The sequence below is a fragment of the Spirosoma jeollabukense genome (assembly GCF_054777855.1).
Map to the genome: position 1 here is coordinate 1,738,670 of NZ_BAAHAD010000001.1, position 22,023 is coordinate 1,760,692.

17 protein-coding genes are annotated in these 22,023 nt (G+C 48.9%); 9 read left to right on the top strand and 8 right to left on the bottom strand.

Going from position 1 to position 22,023, the window contains the following annotated elements; all coding sequences use genetic code 11:
* Positions 1–94 precede the first annotated feature (94 nt).
* Both ACYVEA_RS07060 and ACYVEA_RS07065 read left to right on the top strand, forming a co-directional pair.
* Positions 95–3,235, top strand: coding sequence for a SusC/RagA family TonB-linked outer membrane protein (locus ACYVEA_RS07060; protein WP_461112966.1), 3,141 nt, complete (start codon positions 95–97; stop codon positions 3,233–3,235).
* A 2-nt stretch (positions 3,236–3,237) separates the two neighbouring features.
* Positions 3,238–4,548 (top strand): RagB/SusD family nutrient uptake outer membrane protein, encoded by a 1,311-nt coding sequence (locus tag ACYVEA_RS07065; RefSeq protein WP_461112661.1) that lies wholly within the window; start codon positions 3,238–3,240, stop codon positions 4,546–4,548.
* A gap of 73 nt (positions 4,549–4,621) precedes the next feature.
* On the opposite strand, the gene ACYVEA_RS07070 is transcribed toward ACYVEA_RS07065, so the two are convergent.
* Complete coding sequence (locus tag ACYVEA_RS07070; RefSeq protein WP_461112662.1) at positions 4,622–5,698, bottom strand: Gfo/Idh/MocA family protein; 1,077 nt, start codon at positions 5,696–5,698, stop codon at positions 4,622–4,624.
* Positions 5,699–5,806: 108 nt separating this feature from the next.
* Here ACYVEA_RS07070 and ACYVEA_RS07075 point away from each other — a divergent pair, with 108 nt between their 5' ends.
* Both ACYVEA_RS07075 and ACYVEA_RS07080 read left to right on the top strand, forming a co-directional pair.
* Positions 5,807–6,217 (top strand): hypothetical protein, encoded by a 411-nt coding sequence (locus ACYVEA_RS07075; RefSeq protein WP_461112663.1) that lies wholly within the window; start codon positions 5,807–5,809, stop codon positions 6,215–6,217.
* 190 nt (positions 6,218–6,407) lie between these two features.
* A complete protein-coding gene (locus ACYVEA_RS07080; RefSeq protein WP_461112664.1) occupies positions 6,408–7,790 on the top strand; it encodes a DUF4932 domain-containing protein in 1,383 nt (460 codons plus the stop codon).
* Here the strand turns inward: ACYVEA_RS07080 and ACYVEA_RS07085 are convergent, their stop codons facing one another.
* The 6 genes from ACYVEA_RS07085 to ACYVEA_RS07110 form a co-directional block, all read right to left on the bottom strand.
* Complete coding sequence (locus ACYVEA_RS07085; protein WP_461112665.1) at positions 7,791–8,822, bottom strand: galactitol-1-phosphate 5-dehydrogenase; 1,032 nt, start codon at positions 8,820–8,822, stop codon at positions 7,791–7,793. It lies immediately after the preceding gene.
* 111 nt (positions 8,823–8,933) lie between these two features.
* Positions 8,934–10,526 carry an McrB family protein gene (locus tag ACYVEA_RS07090; RefSeq protein WP_461112666.1) on the bottom strand — a complete coding sequence of 531 codons (1,593 nt, stop codon included), beginning with the start codon at positions 10,524–10,526 and terminating at the stop codon, positions 8,934–8,936.
* Between the two features lie 90 nt (positions 10,527–10,616).
* A complete protein-coding gene (locus ACYVEA_RS07095) occupies positions 10,617–10,970 on the bottom strand; it encodes a DUF5615 family PIN-like protein (protein ID WP_461112667.1) in 354 nt (117 codons plus the stop codon).
* Positions 10,967–11,203 carry a DUF433 domain-containing protein gene (locus ACYVEA_RS07100; RefSeq protein ID WP_461112668.1) on the bottom strand — a complete coding sequence of 79 codons (237 nt, stop codon included), beginning with the start codon at positions 11,201–11,203 and terminating at the stop codon, positions 10,967–10,969. Before ACYVEA_RS07100 ends, ACYVEA_RS07095 begins: the two co-directional genes overlap by 4 nt.
* A gap of 23 nt (positions 11,204–11,226) precedes the next feature.
* The gene (thrA, locus tag ACYVEA_RS07105; protein WP_461112669.1) at positions 11,227–13,683 is read right to left on the bottom strand and encodes a bifunctional aspartate kinase/homoserine dehydrogenase I; all 2,457 of its coding nucleotides are present in this window, start codon (positions 13,681–13,683) and stop codon (positions 11,227–11,229) included.
* A 212-nt stretch (positions 13,684–13,895) separates the two neighbouring features.
* Complete coding sequence (locus tag ACYVEA_RS07110; RefSeq protein WP_461112670.1) at positions 13,896–14,390, bottom strand: DUF4126 family protein; 495 nt, start codon at positions 14,388–14,390, stop codon at positions 13,896–13,898.
* Positions 14,391–14,909: 519 nt separating this feature from the next.
* On the opposite strand from ACYVEA_RS07110, the gene ACYVEA_RS07115 reads away from it, so the two are divergent.
* The 5 genes from ACYVEA_RS07115 (at position 14,910) to ACYVEA_RS07135 (ending at position 20,770) form a co-directional block, all read left to right on the top strand.
* The gene (locus ACYVEA_RS07115; RefSeq protein ID WP_461112671.1) at positions 14,910–16,265 is read left to right on the top strand and encodes a neutral/alkaline non-lysosomal ceramidase N-terminal domain-containing protein; all 1,356 of its coding nucleotides are present in this window, start codon (positions 14,910–14,912) and stop codon (positions 16,263–16,265) included.
* A 161-nt stretch (positions 16,266–16,426) separates the two neighbouring features.
* On the top strand, positions 16,427–17,248 hold the full coding sequence (locus tag ACYVEA_RS07120; protein ID WP_461112672.1) for a hypothetical protein: 822 nt from the start codon (positions 16,427–16,429) through the stop codon (positions 17,246–17,248).
* 48 nt (positions 17,249–17,296) lie between these two features.
* On the top strand, positions 17,297–17,662 hold the full coding sequence (locus ACYVEA_RS07125; RefSeq protein ID WP_461112967.1) for a Shedu anti-phage system protein SduA domain-containing protein: 366 nt from the start codon (positions 17,297–17,299) through the stop codon (positions 17,660–17,662).
* 102 nt (positions 17,663–17,764) lie between these two features.
* The gene (locus ACYVEA_RS07130) at positions 17,765–20,392 is read left to right on the top strand and encodes a glycoside hydrolase family 9 protein (RefSeq protein ID WP_461112673.1); all 2,628 of its coding nucleotides are present in this window, start codon (positions 17,765–17,767) and stop codon (positions 20,390–20,392) included.
* A 99-nt stretch (positions 20,393–20,491) separates the two neighbouring features.
* Complete coding sequence (locus ACYVEA_RS07135) at positions 20,492–20,770, top strand: hypothetical protein (RefSeq protein ID WP_461112675.1); 279 nt, start codon at positions 20,492–20,494, stop codon at positions 20,768–20,770.
* A 39-nt stretch (positions 20,771–20,809) separates the two neighbouring features.
* Here ACYVEA_RS07135 and ACYVEA_RS07140 read toward each other — a convergent pair whose 3' ends face one another.
* Positions 20,810–22,021: an ATP-grasp domain-containing protein gene (locus ACYVEA_RS07140; RefSeq protein WP_461112676.1), complete on the bottom strand. Its 1,212-nt coding sequence runs from the start codon at positions 22,019–22,021 to the stop codon at positions 20,810–20,812.
* Between the last annotated feature and the right edge of the window lie 2 nt (positions 22,022–22,023).

Sequence of the window (22,023 nt, forward strand, 5' to 3'; positions counted from 1 at the left end):
ATTATCTTTAATTTATTAATCACCTACCACTTTCTTCTACAGACCTATGGACAACAGGTACGTACTCGTTAGTCGGCGTCTTCATCACTTGTGGATGCTCTGGCTAACCTTGTTACTTTGTACAAATGCAGTTGCGCAAAGTACACGTTTTACCATCAAAGGCCACGTAACGGACCCCGAAAAACAGGCACTTCCCGGCACAACCGTCGCGATTGTAGGTACAACGCTCGGCACCACGACTGATGCTGACGGCGATTACACGCTCACGGTAACGCTTAAACCCGGTCCTGTAACGCTGGCCTTCTCAGCTATCGGCTACGAAACACTACGCCAGCCGATTAGCCTGGGGAATGCCGACCAGGTTACAGCCAACGCAGAACTGGCGGCAGCCACGACAAACCTTGACGAAGTCGTCGTAACCGGCTCAACGCTGTCGGCCCCCAAGCGCGAATTAGGAAACGCGATTAGCACAATTAAAGGGTCAGACCTGCAACAGAGCGGCTCAGGGAACCTCATTAACGCCCTGCAGGGAAAAGTACCAGGGGCACAAATCACCCAGAACTCTGGTGATCCGGCGGGTGGCATCAGCATCCGGTTGCGGGGGATCAAGTCATTGGTTGGCTCGTCGGACCCGCTCTACGTTGTGGATGGTGTGATTGTGAGCAACGCCAGCACCAACGTATCGCAGCTTGCTCTGTCAAATGACGTAGGAAACGCCAACGTCGGGCAGAATCGCCTATCGGATATTAACCCCGACGATATTGCTACGTTGAACGTCATTAACGGGGCGGCTGCGGCTGCTCAATATGGTTCGCGGGCGGCTAATGGTGTGGTTATCATCACGACTAAGCGCGGTCAGAGTGGTAAAGCGCAGGTAACGTTCTCGACTTCGTTCAACATCAATGAACTGCGCAAAGGCGTGCCGGTCAATACGTACGGCAAGCAGTTTGGCTTTGCTTCCCTCCGACTGTATCCCATCGGGGTTATTTCGGACGCTCAGGTTGCAGCTAATCCAGGCACAACCACAACCGGAATTTATCGAGATGGTACTACGTCGCAGTTGGCCACTAATCTGGTGGATGTGCAACGCTACAACTATTTTGATCAGATTTTCCGGACTGGCTACGGCACAGATAATAACCTGTCTATTTCGGGTGGACGCGACAACACGCAGTACTACGTATCGTTCGGCTATTTGAAGAATCAGGGCATTATCAAAGATACCGATTTTACCCGCTATAACCTTCGTGTCCGCGTTGATCAGCGGCTAACGAACTGGGCCAAAATATCGGTAGGGTTGAGTTATGCGAATAGCTTCTCCAACGAGAAAGCCAACGGCAACGTATTTTATAGCCCTATCAACTCGGTCAATATCACCAACAATATCTACGACATCACCAAGCGCGATGCCGCGGGAAACCTGCAAGCGGTTGAGCCAACGCGCGTAAATCCATTGTCGACCATTGAAGACATGAAATTTTCGCAGTCGGTAAGTCGTACAATCAACAGCCTTCAGTTGAATCTGACTCCTTTGAAAGGGCTGAGTATTGACTACATCGTTGGCGTTGATGCCTACTCGCAGTTTGGCAAAAACTACATTCGTCCGTATCCGTATCAGGCAGTGGCCGGTTTGCCAGCCGCCCGCTATCCGGGTGGATTCGCGGCTACAGCTACCAATCAGGTGCTGCAGTTTAACAATGATCTAAACGCACAATATGAGCGCCAATTCAGTGATAAGTTCAAGCTGAACGCAGCCATTGGCTATAGCTATCAGTATTATCAGGCCGATTACTCGATCAATAGTGGACAGAATCTGGTCCCTTTGATTGAAACTGTTAGCGGAGCCAGCAACACGACGTATCAGGTACGTTATGATCTGGATCGATTCAGTTTGAGTGGTGCCTTTGCGCAGGCTACGCTTGGCTTCCGAAATCTGGCGTTCATTACCGGGGCCGTTCGGCGCGATCAATCGTCGAAATTCTCGTCTACGCAAACCAATCAGTATTACCCGAAGGTAAGCGGTTCGTTTATCGTGTCAGACCTCGATTTCTGGAAGAATTTATCCTTTAGTAATGCATTCAATAGCCTGAAACTTCGGGCCAGTTATGGTGAAGCCGGTAACCTGTCGGGTATTGGTTCATACGCCCGTTTCTACCAATTTAGCCCCGTGGGCTTTCTTGGCAAAAACACGGTTGTGCCGGGTACACAGTTGGCGAATCCCGACGTGAAGCCCGAGCGCATGGCCGAACTCGAAGGGGGTCTTGATCTGGCCTTCCTGAATGGGCGAATTGGTTTAGGGGTAACCGCCTACCAACAGAAAATCAGCGACCTGGTCGTAAACCGAACATTAGCCCCAACCACGGGTGGCACCAGCATCGTGAATAACGTAGGTGCCATGGAAAACAAGGGATTTGAGATTGTTCTGGACGTTAATCCAATCAAAACCAAAACCCTGAACTGGGACTTCACGGTCATTTATAACCACAATCGCAATAAAGTACTCGATTTAGGCGGTCAGCCCATCATCAACCCAGACGCATCGTCGGCGTCGGGTACACCGGGCAACCTGATTGTTGGTCAGCCAGTTGGGGTTTTCTACGGAACGGGTTACGCCCGGAATACCGATGGCTCGCTGATACTTTCGCCTTCAGGGTTTCCACAATCCGAACGGGCTTCCTCGCAGGACAACGGCTCTATTAACTACGTGCCTGCTCGTAATTCGGATGGAACATTGGACGTAACAAAACCATTAGCTAACCTCCTTATTGGGAATCCTAATCCGAAATGGACTGGCTCATTCAGCACAAATCTAGCCTACAAAAAGCTGACGCTACACATTCTCCTGGATATGGTTCAGGGCGTTGACGTTTTCAACGCTGACAAACGCACACGGCAGGGTGTGGGTCTGGGTGACTATGCTGAGCAGGAGTTGCGGGGTACACTCAAACGCGGTTACATTTTCGGGGTGTACAACACGCAGGAATTCCGGGTTGATCCGGGTTCATACACCAAATTACGGGAAGTTTCGCTCAGCTATACGTTACCTCAGTTCATTAAGGGACTTAGCCGTCTGACGGTATCGGCGGTTGGCCGTAATTTGTATTCGTGGGATAAATACACCGGCTTCGATCCCGAAACCAATGCCGGTGGCACCAACGATCTGCTACGTGGTATCGACTTTGGAAACGTCCCCATTCCCCGTACGTATCAGTTTAAACTAGCTGCGACATTTTAATCATGAAAAAAATCCTCATACCAACAATCCTGTCAGGCTTGCTTCTCACGCAAGTTGCCTGCAACAAGGAATATCTGAACCCCAGTACCATCAGTCAGACGCAGGCGGTTAGTTCGCCCGATGGAGATGGCTTACTGACACTTTGCAATGGGCTGCAATATCGCTACACTACAGGGGGAGCCTTGAGCGTCCTCTATGCCAGCACGGCCGGTGCGGGCCTGACGACCCGCGAGGAGTCTGTGTTAAACGCGGGCAATCTTGATGAAGCCAATCTGGCCACAGGAGCTGGCAACGTTACCAATACAAATGGTGTCGTACGTAATATCTGGACACAGAGCCATTTAGTGAGGTCCAATGCGGAATTGATTCTGACGAATGCAGGTGTGGTGACCGATGCGGGCACCAAAAGCGGTATCGTTGCCTATGCGTCTATATTCCGGGCTTTATCGCTCGGTACATTGGGCCTGTTTTTCGAGCAGTCGCCCATTACAATGGGCAACAACGTACCGTTTGTCCCCCGGGCACAGGTATTTAAGGAAGCCATTACAACACTCGAAACAGCCGCTACGCAACTGGCAGCCGCGCCTGTCTCGGCTAACTTTACAAATAAGGCCGTTACGGGTGTCGATATTCCAAATACAATTCAGGCGTTGATTGCTCGCTATGCCCTCTTTTCAGGGGATTATGACAAAGCGATTGCCGCTGCGGCCAAGGTTGATTTGAGCAAAAAGTCGGTCTTTAATTTCGACGACAACACTCGTAATCCGCTGTTTGAATACACGTTTGGTAACCTGAACGTGTTTCAGCCGACCAACGCAAACCTGGGCCTGACCGGTGCGTTGGCACCCAGCTCAGCCGATAAGCGAATTGCCTTCCTGACGAAGCCCAGCACAAATACAGCCGTAACTCCCGTAATCGCGACGGCCTATTATACAGCTAACAACGCAGCTATTCCCGTCTATCTGCCAGGTGAAATGATGCTGATTCAGGCGGAAGCCTACGCCCGAAAAGGTGATCTGGGCAACGCCGTTACTCAGTTAAACAGAGTGTTAACCAAAACGACTGATGCCTTTGGCCTTGGTGCCGGACTGCCTGCCTATGCTGGTGCACAAACCGCCGACGCTATTCTAACAGAGATCTACCGGAATCGGCAGATTGAACTGGCCTATCAGGGCTTTCGGTTAGAAGACAGTCGTCGCTTTGGCCGACCAGGTCCGGGCACAACCGGTGCCGAGCGGAACCGGAATTTCTTCCCCTATCCATTGACGGAACGTAACAACAATACCAGTACTCCGCCAACTGATCCGAATTAATAGAATGTAGTTTTTTGTCTAAATAGACGTAGCGGATGGGTGTGAGAATCTCACACCCATCCGCTACGTCTATTTACATTTTTACCGGCAAACCCGTTCGGGTTGATTCGTAAATGGCCTGGAAGAGCGCTACCACCTTGCGGCCATCCTCACCTGTTACGTTGGGTGGACGATTTTCCCGGATAGCGTCGCGGAATTCGGCAATTTGCAAGCCGAAGTAATAGACCGTAGCATCGATGGTGTTGAAGAAAGCGGTGTCTTCAGCGACGAATTCGGCCAGCAGGTTTTCTTCGCCCGGTACTGTCCAGAGATCATTGACAGGCGGGTCGGTGATGGTCGACATGCCGGCAATGAACAACGCGCCACCATCAGTCTGGACGCCCACCGATGCACCATTCTGCCCATGGACGTGGACTTTCCCGAAAATGCCCGGTTTCTGCGAATTACTCACGATGATATTGCCCAACCCACCGTTTTTGAATTTTACGATGGCTAATGCGGTGTCGTCCACCTCAATGTATGGGTGATTCAGATTGCGCCAAACGCCATATACTTCGTCCACTTCGCCCATATACCACAGTAATAAATCCAGCTGATGAGGTGACTGATTGACCAATACGCCACCACCTTCGTCGGCCCAGGTGCCGCGCCAGGCATCACTTTGATAATATTCTTCACTGCGCCAGCCGAGCATCTGAATGGTGCCCAACACAGGATTTCCTATTTTTCCCGAATCAATGGCTTGCCGAATTCGCTGGCTTGGCGCATAAAACCGGCGTTGGCTGATTACGCCCAGGTAGCGGTTATTCCGTTTGGCCGCGTCAATCATCGCATCACAATCTTCGAGCGACGACGCCAATGGCTTCTCAACCAATACATGCGAACCCGCATTGAGGGCGGCAACCGTCGGCTCGCGGTGGGCAGGATGCGTGGTACAGACAAGGCACAGGTCTACATTTTCGCGGTCCACCATGTCGTAGACATCACTGTAAGCCCGGATATTATATTTATTGGCGAAATCTTCCGCTTTCTGATACGTTCGGCCATAAACGGCAACTAGTTCTGTATCGGGAGTTTGTAAAACGGCCTGGGCGTGCAAGTGGGCCACTTTGCCGGGGCCAATAATGGCGATGCGGAGGGGAGTTGGCATAGTTAATTAAACGTATTCCAACGAAATGCGTTTTACGGGAATCTTCTACTCAAAAACAGGCAAAAGTTATTCGTCGCTGGCATTCAATTCTGATCCAAAACATCGTGTATGAAAACCCTGTTAACTACGCCAATTTGGATACTTCTTCTGGCTGGAGCCTGTCGGAGTGAAGGTTCTATTGGCCCATCTGATTTACTGTATAAACGCTGGCATTTACTCCAGAGCCGTGGTGTAAATGACACAGCGTGGGTCATGTACGATACCGATGCTTACTATGATACAGAATACCGAACAGACGGTTCGCTCATTTATCGTAGGAATGGTGTTGTTACGTCGGGGCCTTGCTGTGCGGGTAATCGATTTGAACGAAAGGGCGTGATTATTCAGTACAGTGATTCTATATCCTGCCCAAATGTCAGATGTGGCCCTACTTTGATCGCTACAATCACCATCCTGAAAGATAATTTGCTCGAATTGCAGACGGGCGATCGCGTTTCTCAATACACCCCGGCTCAATAACAGTTTCGGGTTACACCAGCTTTGACAAAGTTTTAAACTTTGTCAAAGCTCTTCACTCTTTATACCACCTAATAAAATAAGGACTAGTAGGGCTTTCTATCGAGAAGATGCCTAAGAACACTGGCACAAGTTTTTCGATACTACGAGCTTTTTCATTAAAATGCAGAACATTCCGACGCTCTTACTTTAGATGAAGGCAACCTTAACTTATCTATTGATTTTCGCATCAATAAGCAATGCATTATCGCAATCCAAATCGATTCCAACTGTCCGGACAACAAGTAATCGACTGGTGATGTATATCAACAACGAACGGGGCAATTTCAACGGCGTAAACGGTTTGCCTACTTCTTTTTCTTACAGCTTCGGTTTAGAGCAAGCGACATCACGGTTGGCGTTTGTATCAGAAAAAGATTCCATTTCAATGACGCTCCAGCAGGGTGTTCCAACGATTTGCCAGATTATCCGCGAAGCGCAACACGATACAGTAACCTGCTTTCTTACCAGCCATAAACTCGTCAAGGCTGCTGTTTTTAATGATGCCTACAAAAATGCGAACGAAGGTAAGACCAGCCTAGAAATACCTGAGGCATATGAGTTGATCAACGTCGTTTTTGCGTTGACCAACTACGGAAAAACACCTGCTATTTACAAAGAAACGGATTATTACCCCGCCGTCATTGCTCACTTCTCCCCTTACAAAAACCATCTGGTAGTACGTAGTATTGATTCGCTACTGGCCAAATCTGAGGGTAATTATTACAACCTAAAAATGGACAGTTACGCCTATCGATTCGATGGCAATAAACTGATCAACGGCGGAGTTTATGACCGGGTTAGCTGGGGAGAAGTCAATGAGTTAGTTCCCTATATCCCTTTGCTGGAAGAGTTCGCCAAACAATCAAAATTTCGAACTTTCTATCGAAAGCATACACCCTATTACGAAAGTCTGAAGGAGGATTTTCGCAAAAATGTGGACGTCGCTACGATGAAAGCCTGGCTGGAAAAGCAGTTTCCAACCACACATTATTCGTCGGTAAAAGTGTTGTTTTCGCCCCTGGTGGGCTGGAACCAATCGGCTAATAGATTCGAGGATAATGGCTTCACGGAAGCACAAATGCATATCGACTTCCCATTCGTTAACACGACCACTAAAAAGCAACCTCTCGACATTATAAAAGGGAAACGTATGACAATCGCGTTCACCAAACTGAACCATAGTTACCTCAATCCTGAAGCCGAGAAATATACAAAAGATATTGCAATAGCCTTTAAAAACTTAGCAGCTTGGACCGACTCCAAGAAACCAGCCGCTAATTATAGTAATGACCTTTCCTGCTTTGAAGAATACATGAATTATGGGCTTGTAACACTTCTTTATAATGACCTATTCGATCAGAAAACTGCTGAAACACTTAGGTCCGATATTGAAAAGGATATGGTTGACAGGCGAGGGTTTCGCCGATTTAAGGAATTTGATCAGGAGTTACTGCGATTGTATCAAACTAGAAACCCGGGCCAAACCGTTGCCGATTTATACCCGGCGATTATAGCCTGGGCTGCGAAGCAATAATCAGGGTTTCAATACCACTTTAATTAGGCCTTTTTCCTTCGCATATAGCCGCTTAAACCAGTCGGCTCCTTCATTTAATGGCACTTCGGCGCTTAGAATCGCTTCGACATTGATCCGGCCCGACGAAATTAGGGCTAGTGCGGCTTCGTATTCGCCGTTGATGGCGCAGGAGCCTTGCAATCTCAATTGCCGGGTTACAACGGCTTGTAACGGAATCTCAACGGTTGGCGCCAGATTCCCCACTAACGTAACGGTTGCTCCTTTTCGGACGCATTCGATGGCCGTTTTAACAGTTGGCTCTGCGCCAACCACTTCAAACGACACGTCGGCCCCGCGCCCGTGGGTGAGTTCCTGAACCTGTTTCGCTACGTCACCAGTTTTGGCGTTGATCACATGCATTGCGCCAAGTTTTCGGGCAAGGGCAAGCCGGTCATCATCCAGGTCAATGGCGATGATGGTGCCGCATCCCGCCAGTTTCAGCGCCTGAATGACAAACAAACCAATCATCCCGGACCCAACAACTACTGCCGAATCATTAACCTGAATGGGCGTCAGACTCAGCGCATGAAGCGCCACGGCTACCGGTTCAACCAGAGCAGCCTGCGTGAACGTAACGTTATCGGGAACGGCATAGAGAATATGTTGCGGCACCGCCACGAACTCAGCAAATGCGCCCTGTCGTTTAAAATCCGGTGTCGAAACACCCACGACTTCGCGACCATCACTAAGGTTATACTGCCCCCGTCGACTGTACCAGTCGTCGAGTACGTAGACCGTCGAGTCGAACGTAACGCGGTCGCCAGTGGCCCAGCCGCGCACCTCGCTGCCTACCTCGGCAATGATGCCACTCGCTTCATGCCCCATCACAATGGGCGGAATACGTCGGCCGCTGCTGCCATCCATCCCGTGAACGTCGGACCCGCAAATACCGACAGCCTGTACACGTACCAGTACCTCATTAGGCCGAATGGTCGGCTGGGGTACGTCCTGTAAATCGAAATGATTGTATTCAGTGAGAACGAGTGCTTTCATATTTTTTGTCATGCTGGTGAAGGAAGCATCTTCGCCGGTCTGCCAGAGCGGTAGTAAATGTGCCTAATTGCTAGTAGCGAAGATGCTTCCTTCGTCAGCATGACAAAATCGTTAAGCTATTTTCTGATAAATTCTACTAAACGCTTCAGCGGGAATCTGGTCGAAATCACCTTGCTGGAGATTCGGGTTGATTTCATAGGTTATGACCTCATCGATTGAGTCGGGCATTTCGCCGAACAGTTTGCTGGCAGCGCCAGCCGTGTATTTCTTTTTAATCCACACCAGTCGATGGTCAGGCTCTTTGCCCCAGGCAGGGTTATCGCCCAGAACCAGCTGAATTTTGGACCAGTCGTTGAAGAAATACTCCTGTAAGAGCGGAATAATCCGGTCGCGAAAGGCAATACAAAGATCAGCGTGCGTTTCTACAGTAGTCAAATAGGCGTGACCAATCTGGTGATCACGATCGAGCAGGTACTCGATACGTTCATTGATCGTTCGCAGCAACTGAGCCAAATCTACGCCATCAACCGCATTCAACATTGTTGGATCGGGCAACATCTCACGAAACGAAAACCGTCGACGTAATGCAATGTCCAGCAGCGCAATCGATCGGTCGGTGGTGTTCATGGTTGCAATGACGAACAGGTTCATCGGTACACCGAATGGCTCTCGTGAGTAGGGCAACGTCAACCAAAGTTCGTTCGCTGCCCCAAGTCGCTTATCGGTTTCAAGCAACGTAATCAAATCCCCAAAAACGCTGGCAACGTTGGCTCGATTGACCTCATCAATTAGCAAATAATGGGCTGGTGCTTTTTTTAATTTCTGACTACGATTCTCCGGGCTATCATGCAGACAATCAGCCAATGTGCCATACCCGGCTTTCTGAATTGCAGATAGGCAAGCCTTGTGAAAAATTCCTTTGTTGATTTTATACGTAATCTGGCCGTTCATCACTTCCGGACGAATGCCTTCCACAAATTCTTCGTAACTATAAGACGGATGAAACGTAATCAGACTGGCGTTCTTCTCACGTAAATAGGGTTGCAAGGCGAACGTTTTTCCTGTTCCCGGCGGGCCGAATAGAATAAGGTTATGGGGCTGATTCGGTAGTTCCGGCTCTGTTGCATATTCACCTTCCGGCTCCTCGACACTGTATCCATTAAGAATTCGGTCCCCAAGCGTTGGGTCATCAGCCAGTCTAATTACTTCGCTCAGAAAAGCATCATCTTCGGCCGCCCGATACACATCGGCATTGTGTCGTGCTGAGTGCGGACCTCGTTTGTTGCTCTCAACAAGTTCGAGTAGGCAGTCTTCCCAACAGGTGTGCAGTGTGGGATTGGCTAGTAAATGAACACTCGACTGACCAATAATGACCGCCAGATAATCTGACTTTTCGGTGAGCGGTTCAAAAACCCACTCTTCGATATTCTTCAGCCGATCGTGGCAGGTTTTTTTAACGGTCAGGTGATATTCGACTTCACCGCGACGTGGCTTCTGAATACGTAGCGCCTGAAAGAAATTAATGTTCGCAATGATGGACGTTTTCTCCTGACGTACCGTAAACGCCAGCCGGGCGTCGCCGTTGGGCAGGTTAACAATATCAATCAGCTCCTTCAACAACCCAAAGAAACGCCGAATCGCTTCGGGGTGACCAATGTCGCGAATACGTTCAATCAGAGGTTGTTGCGGGGTATCAGTTAGCACAGGATAGAGCAAATTATCGTTTATGAATTTACGAACTTTTCAGCGTTTTTGCAGCTGAATTGTTACGCCATCTGTAATTGCAAAAACACCTTATTCATGTATTATATAGTCGTCGTTGTTCAACTCAATAAATGTGTGCAAATTGAACAGATCGCTAATTGCAGCAATGTTACTGCGAAATAAGTCCAATAATTTTCGATTTTTTATATTACCAGTGGTTAGCAATAGCAACCGAGGTGGCTGGCCCATCAGTAGATAACTATCTTGAAAATCAGAGTCTTTTGTAATTACAACCCGCTCCTCCTGAGTAGCTATCTGGCGAATAGCTGTATCACTGGTTTCATCCTTATCGGGTAAATCGTCGGTGTGAATTATATCATACCCTTTCCCCCGAAGCACTTCTGCCAACAGATAAGGTAACTGAGCATCTATCAAATACTTCATGCAAGAACACGATGAATACTCTTCACACGCGCTAACCGGCTCGCGTAGGTCAGGCATGCCCGAATGTCGTCGTCTTCTAAAGAAGGATAATCGTCCAATATTTCCTGATGAGTCATACCCGCCGATAGTAGATCAAGAATCATCTCAACCGGATATCGTTTGTTTCGGATAGTTGGTTTGCCGTGACAGATGTCCGGATTTAACGTAATACGTTGAAGCAGTTCATTTTCCATGGCTTTTCTTTAATAAACGCAAGTTACGCCAAATAACTCCCAATGCTCACTACGTCGGCGAATACACCCGAGGCTGTTACTTCGGCACCAGCGCCGGGACCTTTGATAACCAGCGGCCGGTCTTTATAACGCTCCGTCGTGAACGAAACGATGTTGTCGGCGCCGGTTAGCTGATAAAATGGATGATCAGCCTCTACTGATCGCAGGCCGATGGTTGCTTTGTTGTTCTCGAAACTGGCTACAAACCGAAGCTTTTCGCCACGCTCGTGCGCTTCCGCAAGCAGGTTTTCGAAATAAGCATTGTTGCGTTCCAGTTCCTCAAAAAACGCGGGAATCGTTGGCGCATCCAGACACGATTGTGGCAACAAATTCGTGATCGTTACGTCTTCGGGTTCCAATGGAAAACCAGCCTCCCGCGCCAGAATCAGAATTTTTCGGGCTACGTCCAGCCCGCTCAAATCGTCGCGGGGATCAGGTTCAGTGTAGCCTTTTTCTTTGGCTTCGCGCACTACGTCAGCGAAGGAGGTGCCGGGCCGGAACGTATTGAAAATGAACGACAACGTACCGGACAGAATCGCTTCGATTTTCAGAAAGCGGTCACCGGAAGTCATCAGGCCCTGAAGCGTGTTGATAATCGGCAAACCGGCCCCGACGTTGGTTTCGTACAGGAATTTAACACCCCGGTTCAAAGCGGTACGTTGCAGCCGCCGGTATTCGGCATACGGCCCGGAGTTAGCCACTTTGTTAGGGGTTACGACCGAGATGTTCGCATCCAGCAGCGACTCATAAAACTGCACAATATCTTTATCTGACGTGCAGTCGATGAACACCGAGTTCGGCAGGTTGTAATCCTTGATTTTCTCGACAAAAGCCGGTAACGACGTCGTGACACCCTCGGCCAATAAACGCTCACGCCAATCATCCAGCGAGATGCCTTTCGGGTCGAGCACCATCTTTTTGGTATTCGTCATACCCACCACGCAGACTTTCAGCAGTTTCTCCGAGCGTAGGTATTCCGACTGGTCAAAAATCTGCTTCAGCAACGTTTTACCAATCAATCCCGTGCCCACCAGATACAGGTTCAGAACCCGCGCTTCGGACTGGAAGAAAATGTTATGCAGCGAGTTAAGGGCCTTTGACAGGTTATTTTTGTTGATAACCACCGAGATATTAATCTCCGACGAGCCTTGCGCGACGGCCACAATATTAACCCCATTTTTGCCCAGTACCGAAAACAGTTTCCCGGCAATACCAGAGCTTTTCTTCATGCCCTCCCCCACGGTGGCAATGACCGACAGATCGCGCTCGATGGCAATATTGTCGATATGACCATGCGCAATTTCAGTAGCAAATTCAGCATCCAGAATGGCCTTCACATTCTCGGCTCCGCGTGGGTCAATGGCAAAGCAAATCGAGTGCTCCGACGAGGCCTGTGAAATCAGAATGACGCTGATTTTGTGAGCCGCCAGCACGCCAAACAATTTGGCCGACACACCCGCCACGCCAATCATACCCGATCCCTGTACGTTCACAAGCGCAATATCGTCGATACTCGAAATACCCGTTATTGTGTATTGACGCCGTTCGGCCGTGCGACTAACGACGGTACCTTCATGTGTGGGATTGAATGTGTTCAGTACGCGAAACGGAATGTTCCGGGCGAAAGCAGGTTGCAGACTCGGCGGGTAAATCACTTTGGCGCCAAAGTGACTCAACTCCATCGCTTCGGCATATGTAATGGTCGGAATATTGAACGCATTGGGCACTTTGCGCGGATCGGCGGTCATCATGCCGTCGACATCGGTCCAGATGTCGATACGTTCCGCATTCAACGCAGCCCCAACAATCGAAGCCGTATAGTCCGAACCGCCCCGACCGAGCGTTGTCGTTTCGTTTTTTTCCGTCGAGCCGATAAAGCCCGTAATCATCTGTATATCCGTCGACTTCGAAAAATAGTCCTGAATCAGTTGATTCGTCAGGCTATACTTTACTTCGGCCTGACCGAACTGCGCATCCGTTTTAATAAGGGTACGGGCATCACAAAACTGGGCTGGAATACCACGACTTTTTGCACATTCAGTGATGACCGTTGTGGATAACCGTTCGCCAAAGCTGGTGATCAGGTCGTGGGTACGTAGCGTCAGTTCGCGAATGAGCGACACCCCTCGTAGTAAATCTTCGAGTTCATTGATAATGCCGCGCACGTGAGCAAACACTTTGCTCTGCTCCTTGATGGGAATCAGGGCTTTCACTACGTTGAAATGGCGATCTTCAATCCGCCGAACGAGTTCCATGTAGTCGGTTTCGCCGGTAATGGCCATGCGGCCGATTTCTATAAGCTGGTTCGTGACACCGCCCATCGCCGAAAAGACAACCGCGATCTGGTCGCCGTTTGATCGGTGATTTTCAATGATTTGAAGAACCTTCTTTATACTTTCTACGGACCCGACCGAGGTGCCACCAAATTTAAGAACCTGCATTGGTAATGAGCGAATGAGTGAGTAAGTGAATGAACGAATAGCCTCAGCGGACAATTCGAATCAATCACTCTTTGCAACTTGTTGAAGCGGTTGATGAGGGTAGTTTTGGGAGGACAAAGATAATAGGGTTAGCAGACAATCAGGTTATTTTACCAGAAAAGGCGTACCCTATGGGCACGCCTTTTCTGGTACTACTAATTCTCTAAAATCGGCTAAGAGGCTGTCTTCCAAAGCTCGCCGTCATTTACAATCAGCAAACCCGCACCGATTGCCAGCGCATCTTCGGCCAGAGCGACCATTGGATCAGGAAGATCTTTTTCGTGGGTTAACCATTGGCGCAGGTAGAAAAAAGCAAAAGACCCGGCCGTAGCTCCCAACGCCCCTAAAACTGCTCCGTAAGTAGTCGACTTTTCTTCGGATTCGACTATGGCAGCGCCACACATAGCGCCAGCGCCAATTCGGCCCAGTATCTGGGGAAATCCAATGCGATCACCCGCCTGAGGGAGCTTATCACCGACTAATTCACCGGCCGCCATAACCGCTAATACGTTTGTCGCCTTAGGCGAAGTCAAAAAATGAAGCTTTGAATCGGGTAACGGATTAGGCGTCGTTCGCGACAATTTGTAGCTAACCAAAGCAGGAGCCGTCATGGTGCGCATGCCCGCAACAACACCGATCTGGAAAGCTTTTAGGTATGTTCGAATCATAATAATATCGTTGAGTATCATGACGTTCAACACCGTTCGGCGTCGTTTGTTTGCTGGTCTATTACCCAGATTACACCGTTTCCGCTGCCACATACCTGCTCCCACCGATGCCAGCTTTAGCCTTGGAAGACCCATACACATTTTATTGTAAAAAATAAATCTAATTTTCTATTTACATCGTAAGTAGATCAAATAGCCTGCAAAATGATAGGTATCAGGCCAGATTCTGTTTCTGCATTATGAACGGGTCACGGAAAAAGCCGGGCAGCATTTGATGAGCCATTAACAAAAGAGCGGGTGTTAACTACTACAACGCCATTTCTTATATAGAAAAATACAATAGGGAGGCCGGGAAACCGGAAGGGTGGTGGAAGGCATCGGGGATTTTCTCCGGTGCCTTTTTTTGGCGTCTGACGCAGGTATTTACCCGCGCCTGAAGGCCACTTATATGTTAGTTTTTTTCCTGATGCAGTGGTTTTTTCGTTGCTTGCGCCTAAAATTCGCCTGCGTCAAGCCGTTATGAGATTTCTCCGCATTTTCCTGAAAGTCCTGCTCGGGCTTGTTGTCTTTATTCTTCTGTTTCTAGCCATTAGTCTGGCTCCGGTCGATGAGACACCGTACCAGCAAATGCCTTACTATACACAAACGAAACAGCGGCTGGCTCAACTCCCTACTCCCCCATCGGCAAAAACAGCTATCAAAGCAGGCTGGGCTAAAGTGAACATAACCCCGCCCTACACAACGGCAACGGGCGGCTACGGGGCCCGACGTGGGAAGCACTGGCACATTGTGAGCGACTCGATCTACGCGCGGGCCATCGTCCTCGACAATGGCGGTACGAAGGTTGCCGTGGTGGGTCTGGATTTACTCATTACGCCCCCAACCGTAGCCGAAGAACTCAAAAAGCGATTACCCGAAGTTGGACTGCGCTGGGATAACGTGTATATGGGCGCTATTCATTCGCACAACAGCATTGGTGCCTGGGCACCGGGGCTGGTGGGACAGTTGATTGCGGGTGGCTACAAAGCCGACATTGTGACACGTATCACCAACGGGATATTGAACGCACTACGTAACGCGCAGACAAACATGGCGCCCGTTCAGGTAGGTTACGGGCACACCGACGCCAGCGATCATATTTACAACCGCATTGGTTTCTCAGGACCAACCGGGCCGCTGGAGGGCAATATCAACCTGTTAAAACTTAAAAAGACCTCAGGTGAATCGGCGTTACTTTGCTCATTTTCAGGCCATGCTACCCTTTTCGAGGATGATATGGACGCCTACCTTAGCCGGGATTATCCGGGCTCACTGGTAGATCGTTTAGAGAAGAAATCAGCCGATTTCGCGGTATTTCTGGCGGGTGCCGTTGGTAGTACCGGCCCACAGGCACGAGGCAAAACCGACTGGCAGGAGATCCGCAATTATGCGGGCGACCTGGCACTACGTATCGAACGGACGGTTCCACAAATCCAGATGCAGACCGATAGCACGCTGGAAATGTTGACATTACCACTGGGGTTGCGCGAACCGCACCCACGCGTAATCGGCAATTGGCGCGTACGGCCGTGGCTTTTCTACGCCATCTACGGCGATTATCCCTCGGACTTGAGAGCACTACGTATTGGTAAGACTGTTTTACTTGGTACGCCCTGCGATTTTTCGGGCGAACTGGCCGTCGACCTCAAGCCCGCAGCCGCTAAAAAAGGATTTAACCTCATCGTTACCAGTTTCGACGGCGGCTATATTGGCTATGTTACCCCCGACAAATATTACAACCGCACGACCTACGAGACCCGCGACATGAACTGGTTTGGCCCCTACAATGGTGATTATTTCAAGGAAATGATGACAGGTTTGATGGATAAATTGTAGAGAAAAGAATCTATATTTTCAGAAGACGACCATTACTATATATTCGGTAGTTTAAGGACAATAATACCAAGTTTATGAGAGGGTTGCATCTTTTGTTAAGCTTGACTTTATCAAGCTTTAAGTCGTAGGAAATTATTTGGCAATATTCTAGATTTCACACTATGAATGAACTAGAGTCGGAAGATTTCAAAGACAGTTCTTTGGCAGTCGGAAAAAAACTTATGGAGCTTTATTGGTTACCGCTTTACAACTATGTCGAAAAAAATAAGCATCTAATAAAAACAGTAACTGGTTTACTTTTCGAGCATGAAAAATTAGTATTCTACTTTGGTAAAACTCATTTAGCAATTGAATATTTCGGACCTGAAAGAATTGAAACCTTAGCTCCTAATGGCTCTGTTTATATTACTTATTACGATCTAACACAGACAGATGAAAATTTCATTGAACAGATAGTAGGATTCAAATTTGATAGCACTGTAGGAATTTCATTCCCATTACCACTTTATGCTGAAGATCTTATTATCCCTACTAATAAAGGAGCCGACAAATTGATTGAATTAAAATGGAATTTTGCTGCTCAGAACTCCATGATAGCTTTTAATGCAGGAAATTTTTACATTCAAAAAGGCCAATTTGCAAGACACGTCAATTCATTATATTTTGATGCTGACGAAAACGGATTAAAAACTAGGCATATCAAATGGATTGATTTTATTCCTTTAGAATATGATGATAATGGAAGCGAATATGATAGTATCGCTATTAATTTCAAGTATTACAATGAAACTCTTGTTCACCATGATGCTCATTATGTTTATCCTATACCCGATAAAAATGACTTCAAATTTTCAAAACTTCCTCAGATAAATAGACTAATAGAATTAGCAGGGCATAAATTAAGCTCTGAAACAGCCATTACTTCATTCTTAGAAAGAGACGAAAATAAATTCATATTATCAATGGCTTTCCTTGCAAAGTAAATTCACGCCCAACTAACTTGTGAGTGGCAAAGTGAAATCAAAGATAACATTAAACCCGATTTTTTTATTGTGCAGCCAAATGGTTATGCAAATATTGTAGAGTTTAAACTGCCTTACTTAAAATCAAATTTGGTTACTGGTAGAAGCAACAGAGAAACTTTCTCAGCAGAGATAAATTCCTACATTTCACAAACTAGGGTTTACAAGTCCTATTTTGACGACCCCAACAACAGAAAATGGTTTGAAGCTAAATATGGTTTTAAGGTTTTTAATCCTAGGCGAATTTTAGTAATTGGAAGAAGATGGGATTTTAGAAATGACGATTGGAGAGAAATAGTGGCTGACTATAAGGATATAGAAATAATGACCTACGAGGACTTAGTTGATGGAGTAGTGGCACAATTTTATATTTAATTGCAAAGTGGGTTTGAAAGTTATTAGTATCAATTGACACTGTTGGGCTGAATTTATTTTAACACAATAGGATTGCCTGTTCACTATTTGCCTTCCTAAGCTATGCTCGTTCGCTCAATTTCATTTATCGTTTTACTAATCAGTGGCTTTGTTGTAACGCGGTTGGAAACCCGCGCTTTTCAGCCTGTGATCGCAGGTTTCCAACCGCGTGACGAGCCGTCGGCCGTTATTCGAATTAATCTGCTGGGCTATCGGCCGAATAGCCCCAAGATAGCGGTGTGGGGAAGTCTTACGGCACAAACGGTGACCAGTTTTCAACTTGTTGATGAGCAGACGAATCAGGACGTTCAGCAGCTACAGGTGGGGCAGACATTTGGCGAATATGGTCCCTTTCGGCAAACGTATCGGCTCGATTTCTCGGCAATTCAAAAACCAGGCCGTTATTACCTCCGCACCAACGACGGTACCCGGTCGCCTGGTTTCCGGATTGATGAGGATGTGTATAAAGGCGCGGCTGATTTTTGTCTGCGTTATATGCGCCAGCAACGTAGTGGATTCAATCCGTTCCTGAACGACTCCTGCCACACGCACGACGGCTACACGCTGTACGGCCCTATGCCCGACAGTACGCACATCGACGTAGTGGGGGGCTGGCACGATGCATCCGATTATTTGCAGTACGTAACCACCTCAGCCAATGCTACGTATCATCTGCTAGCTGCGCTACGTGATTTCCCCAGTGCGTTCGGTGATATGTATCAAACCAATGGTCTGGAAGGGAAAAACGGGCAACCCGACGTACTGGACGAAGCGCGCTGGGGCCTCGACTGGCTACTGAAAATGCACCCTACCGATGACTGGCTTTTCAACCAGCTCGGCGACGACCGCGATCATTCCGCCATGCGCATTCCCAAACTGGACAGCCTGTATGGCAAGGGCTATGAACGCCCGGTTTATTTCGCTACAGGTCAGCCGCAGGGTATGTTTAAATATAAAAACAGAGCAACGGGGGTAGCCTCTACGGCGGGTAAAGTGAGTAGTGCTTTGGCCCTTGGTTATCAGTTATTGCGAACTCGTCAAGCTACGTACGTTGACCGCAACTACGTAGCGCGACTCCGGCAGCGGGCAACATCGGCTTATAAACTTGGGCTGTCGAAACCCGGCAATTGCCAGACAGCGCCGGGCCGGGCACCATATTTTTACGAAGAAGACAACTATGCCGACGACATGGAACTGGCCACTGTCGAGCAACTCAACATAGCAGGCACCACGGGAAAACAGGCGTTAACCCAACAGAAAACCGCGCTGGATTTTGCCCGACAAGAGCCCGTAACACCCTGGATGCTGAACGATACGGCACGGCATTATCAGTGGTATCCCTTTGTCAATATAGGCCATGCCGAACTGGCAAAAAAACTAACGGGTGCTAACCGAAAAGCCGTTACTAATTTCTACAAATCAGGGATTGAGACCGTTTGGCAGCGGGCCCGACAGAATGCGTTTTACCGAGGTGTCCCGTTCATCTGGTGTAGCAACAACCTCACTACGTCCTTTGCGACGCAGTGTTTCTGGTACCGGCAGCTCACCAACGACAACCAGTACGCAGCTCTCGAACAGGCCAATTTCGACTGGCTTTTCGGTTGTAATCCCTGGGGAACGAGTTTCGTGTATGGGCTGCCTGCCCAGGCCGATACGCCCGCTGATCCGCATTCGGCGTTCACCCACCTGAAAAAGTACCCTATCGATGGCGGCCTGGTTGACGGACCTGTGCGCGGCAGCATCTACAGCAAACTGATTGGTATTACACTCCACGAACCCGACGAATATAAGGCCTTCCAAAGCAGCGTAGCCGTTTATCACGACGACTACGGTGACTACAGCACCAACGAACCAACAATGGACGGCACAGCATCACTCGTTTATCTGTTGGCGGCTAAACAGGCCGAACGCCTGTCGCCCACACGTAGCGTTTCATTGCCAAAAAAAATTAATCGCCCCGTCAATAAATTGACACCTGCGAAAGCTATTGGCACAAAGGCAACGTATTTCAAAGGCGCTAAAATTCGGGGAGACACAACCACTCGGCGGATGGCGCTGGTTTTCACGGGCGACGAGTTTGCTGATGGTGGCCCAACCATTGCCCGGACATTGCAGAAGCATGATGTACGGGCTTCGTTTTTTCTGACCGGTCGTTTTCTGCGAAACCCGGCCTTTGCCCCAATTATCCGGCAATTAGTTCGGGCGGGGCATTACGTAGGCCCCCACTCCGACCAGCATTTATTGTACTGCGATTGGACGAAACGTGATAGCCTGCTCATCAGCCACGAACAATTTACCGCCGATTTGACCGCGAACTACGTAGCACTTTCCCGATTTGGTCGGCAACGTAGCGAGACACGCTTGTTTTTACCGCCCTACGAATGGTATAATGATAGCATTGCAGCCTGGACAAAAGCCGAAGGAGGACAGCTCATCAACTACACCCCCGGTACGCTGAGTCATGCCGACTACACAACACCTCAGGATGGAAACTATCGCAGCAGTGCAACTATTCTAAAATCCATTTGGACGTATGAACAGCAAAAACAGGCTGGATTGAACGGATTTATCTTGCTGATGCACGTAGGCACTGCCCCTAACCGGACCGATAAACTCTACGATCACCTGGATGAGTTACTGACCGAATTACAGCAAAAATCATATAGACTGGTGCGCGTTGACGAGCTGTGAAATTAACTTGAAACCTTACGCCCGAAAGCGGGTTGATAGAGGTGCAGACAGCCGACCATTCCAGTTGGCGTTTGCTTACTCAACGAACGATCTTTTCTTATGCGCCAGGCCCTGTTTTTACTCGCCATGAGCTTATCCGGCTCTGTTTGTTTCGCCCAAAGCGATTCGTCAAAAACCACCGAGGCCCCTGTTCAAAAGCAGGTGGCGATTCCAGGCGTTGATTCGCCCACATCGGGGCCGGGCATGACGGCACAAATGCCTGTTACCCCCGTGCCTGCACGTAACGACAACAAAAAACGGAAAACCCAACCGCCCACCGATCCAAGAGCGTTTGGCGTGTCGGTGCCGATTGGCAAGACCAAGAAGGATAGTTTGTAACTACGTATCCACGAGCATCAGCCCGTGGATACAATACAGTTAATTCGTTGGCTTTTCGGGCAGCGGTGCCGATGCATGAAACTCCTGGTAAATCCGGTGCATGTAATCGTCCAGCAGATCCAGGATGCGGGTGCGATCTTCGGCCCGAACAATGAGCCCAACATGGTACTCGCGGTTGATACGCCAGTAAATTTCTGAATCAGTAAATACGGATAAATCAGGCCATTGCTGACGCGCCAGCGACACAATCAAACCCGCGTGTCCTCTATTGTCAACGGGTGGCACATAGTGTTCTTTCCGCGCAACGGCACTTTCGAGCTTGGCCCACTCCTTCCAGAGACTCACCCCCGACGCGGCCTCAACCATCTCGGCAATGTGCGCTCCGCCCACACGGGAAGCGGTTTCCAGAAAATACAGTTCGCCGTCGTGATCACCCCGGATGTACTCGGAATGCGACGCACTATAGCGCATGCCGAAAGCGTCTAAAACCTGATCGTTAATCTGATGCAGCGCATCGGTTTCGGGCGTATCGAGTGGCAATGTACCCGTACGAAAAACCCCGCCCCCATGGGCTACTTCCATAGGCGTCGCCAGGTATTGGCTAACCCGCGTAAAAACAGCTTTACCATCAACCGACAGTGCATCAACGTGATAGACTTTGCCGGGCTGAAAGGTTTCGATGAGATAATTATGCCGATTGTCGCCCAACAAATGAATGGCCGACCAGGCTTCTTCCAGTGAATGCACTTTTCGAATACCCGTTGCCGAGGCTTCTGAACGGGGTTTGATCAACCAGGGCGCTTCGGTCACCTGTAGAAAAGCCGTAACCGCTTCGTCATTGAAAATCGGACTAAAGGCCGGGACTCGAATACCGGCCGCAGCGGCACGCATGCGCATGGCCAGCTTATCACGGAAATACCGGGAGGTCGTCTGGCCCATTCCATCAATGCGAAACGTTTCCCGAATGAGCGCACCTTTCTCCACGTCGAAGTCATCCAGGGCAACCACCCGGTCAATTTTTCGGGAACGCATCGCATAAGCCAGACCCACTATCATTTGATCTAAATCGACCGCTGCATTGCTCGGCGATGGTAGAAAGAACATGTCGTCGATGGCTTCCCTGGGCCAGGCTTCATTTGCCAGTTTCTGGTCCGTCATCAGATAAACGGTGTGGCCCAGTTCTTTACAGGCACGCATAAAATCATGCCCTTTGAAAAAGGTAGCAATGCACAAAAAAGATAATTGACTCATAG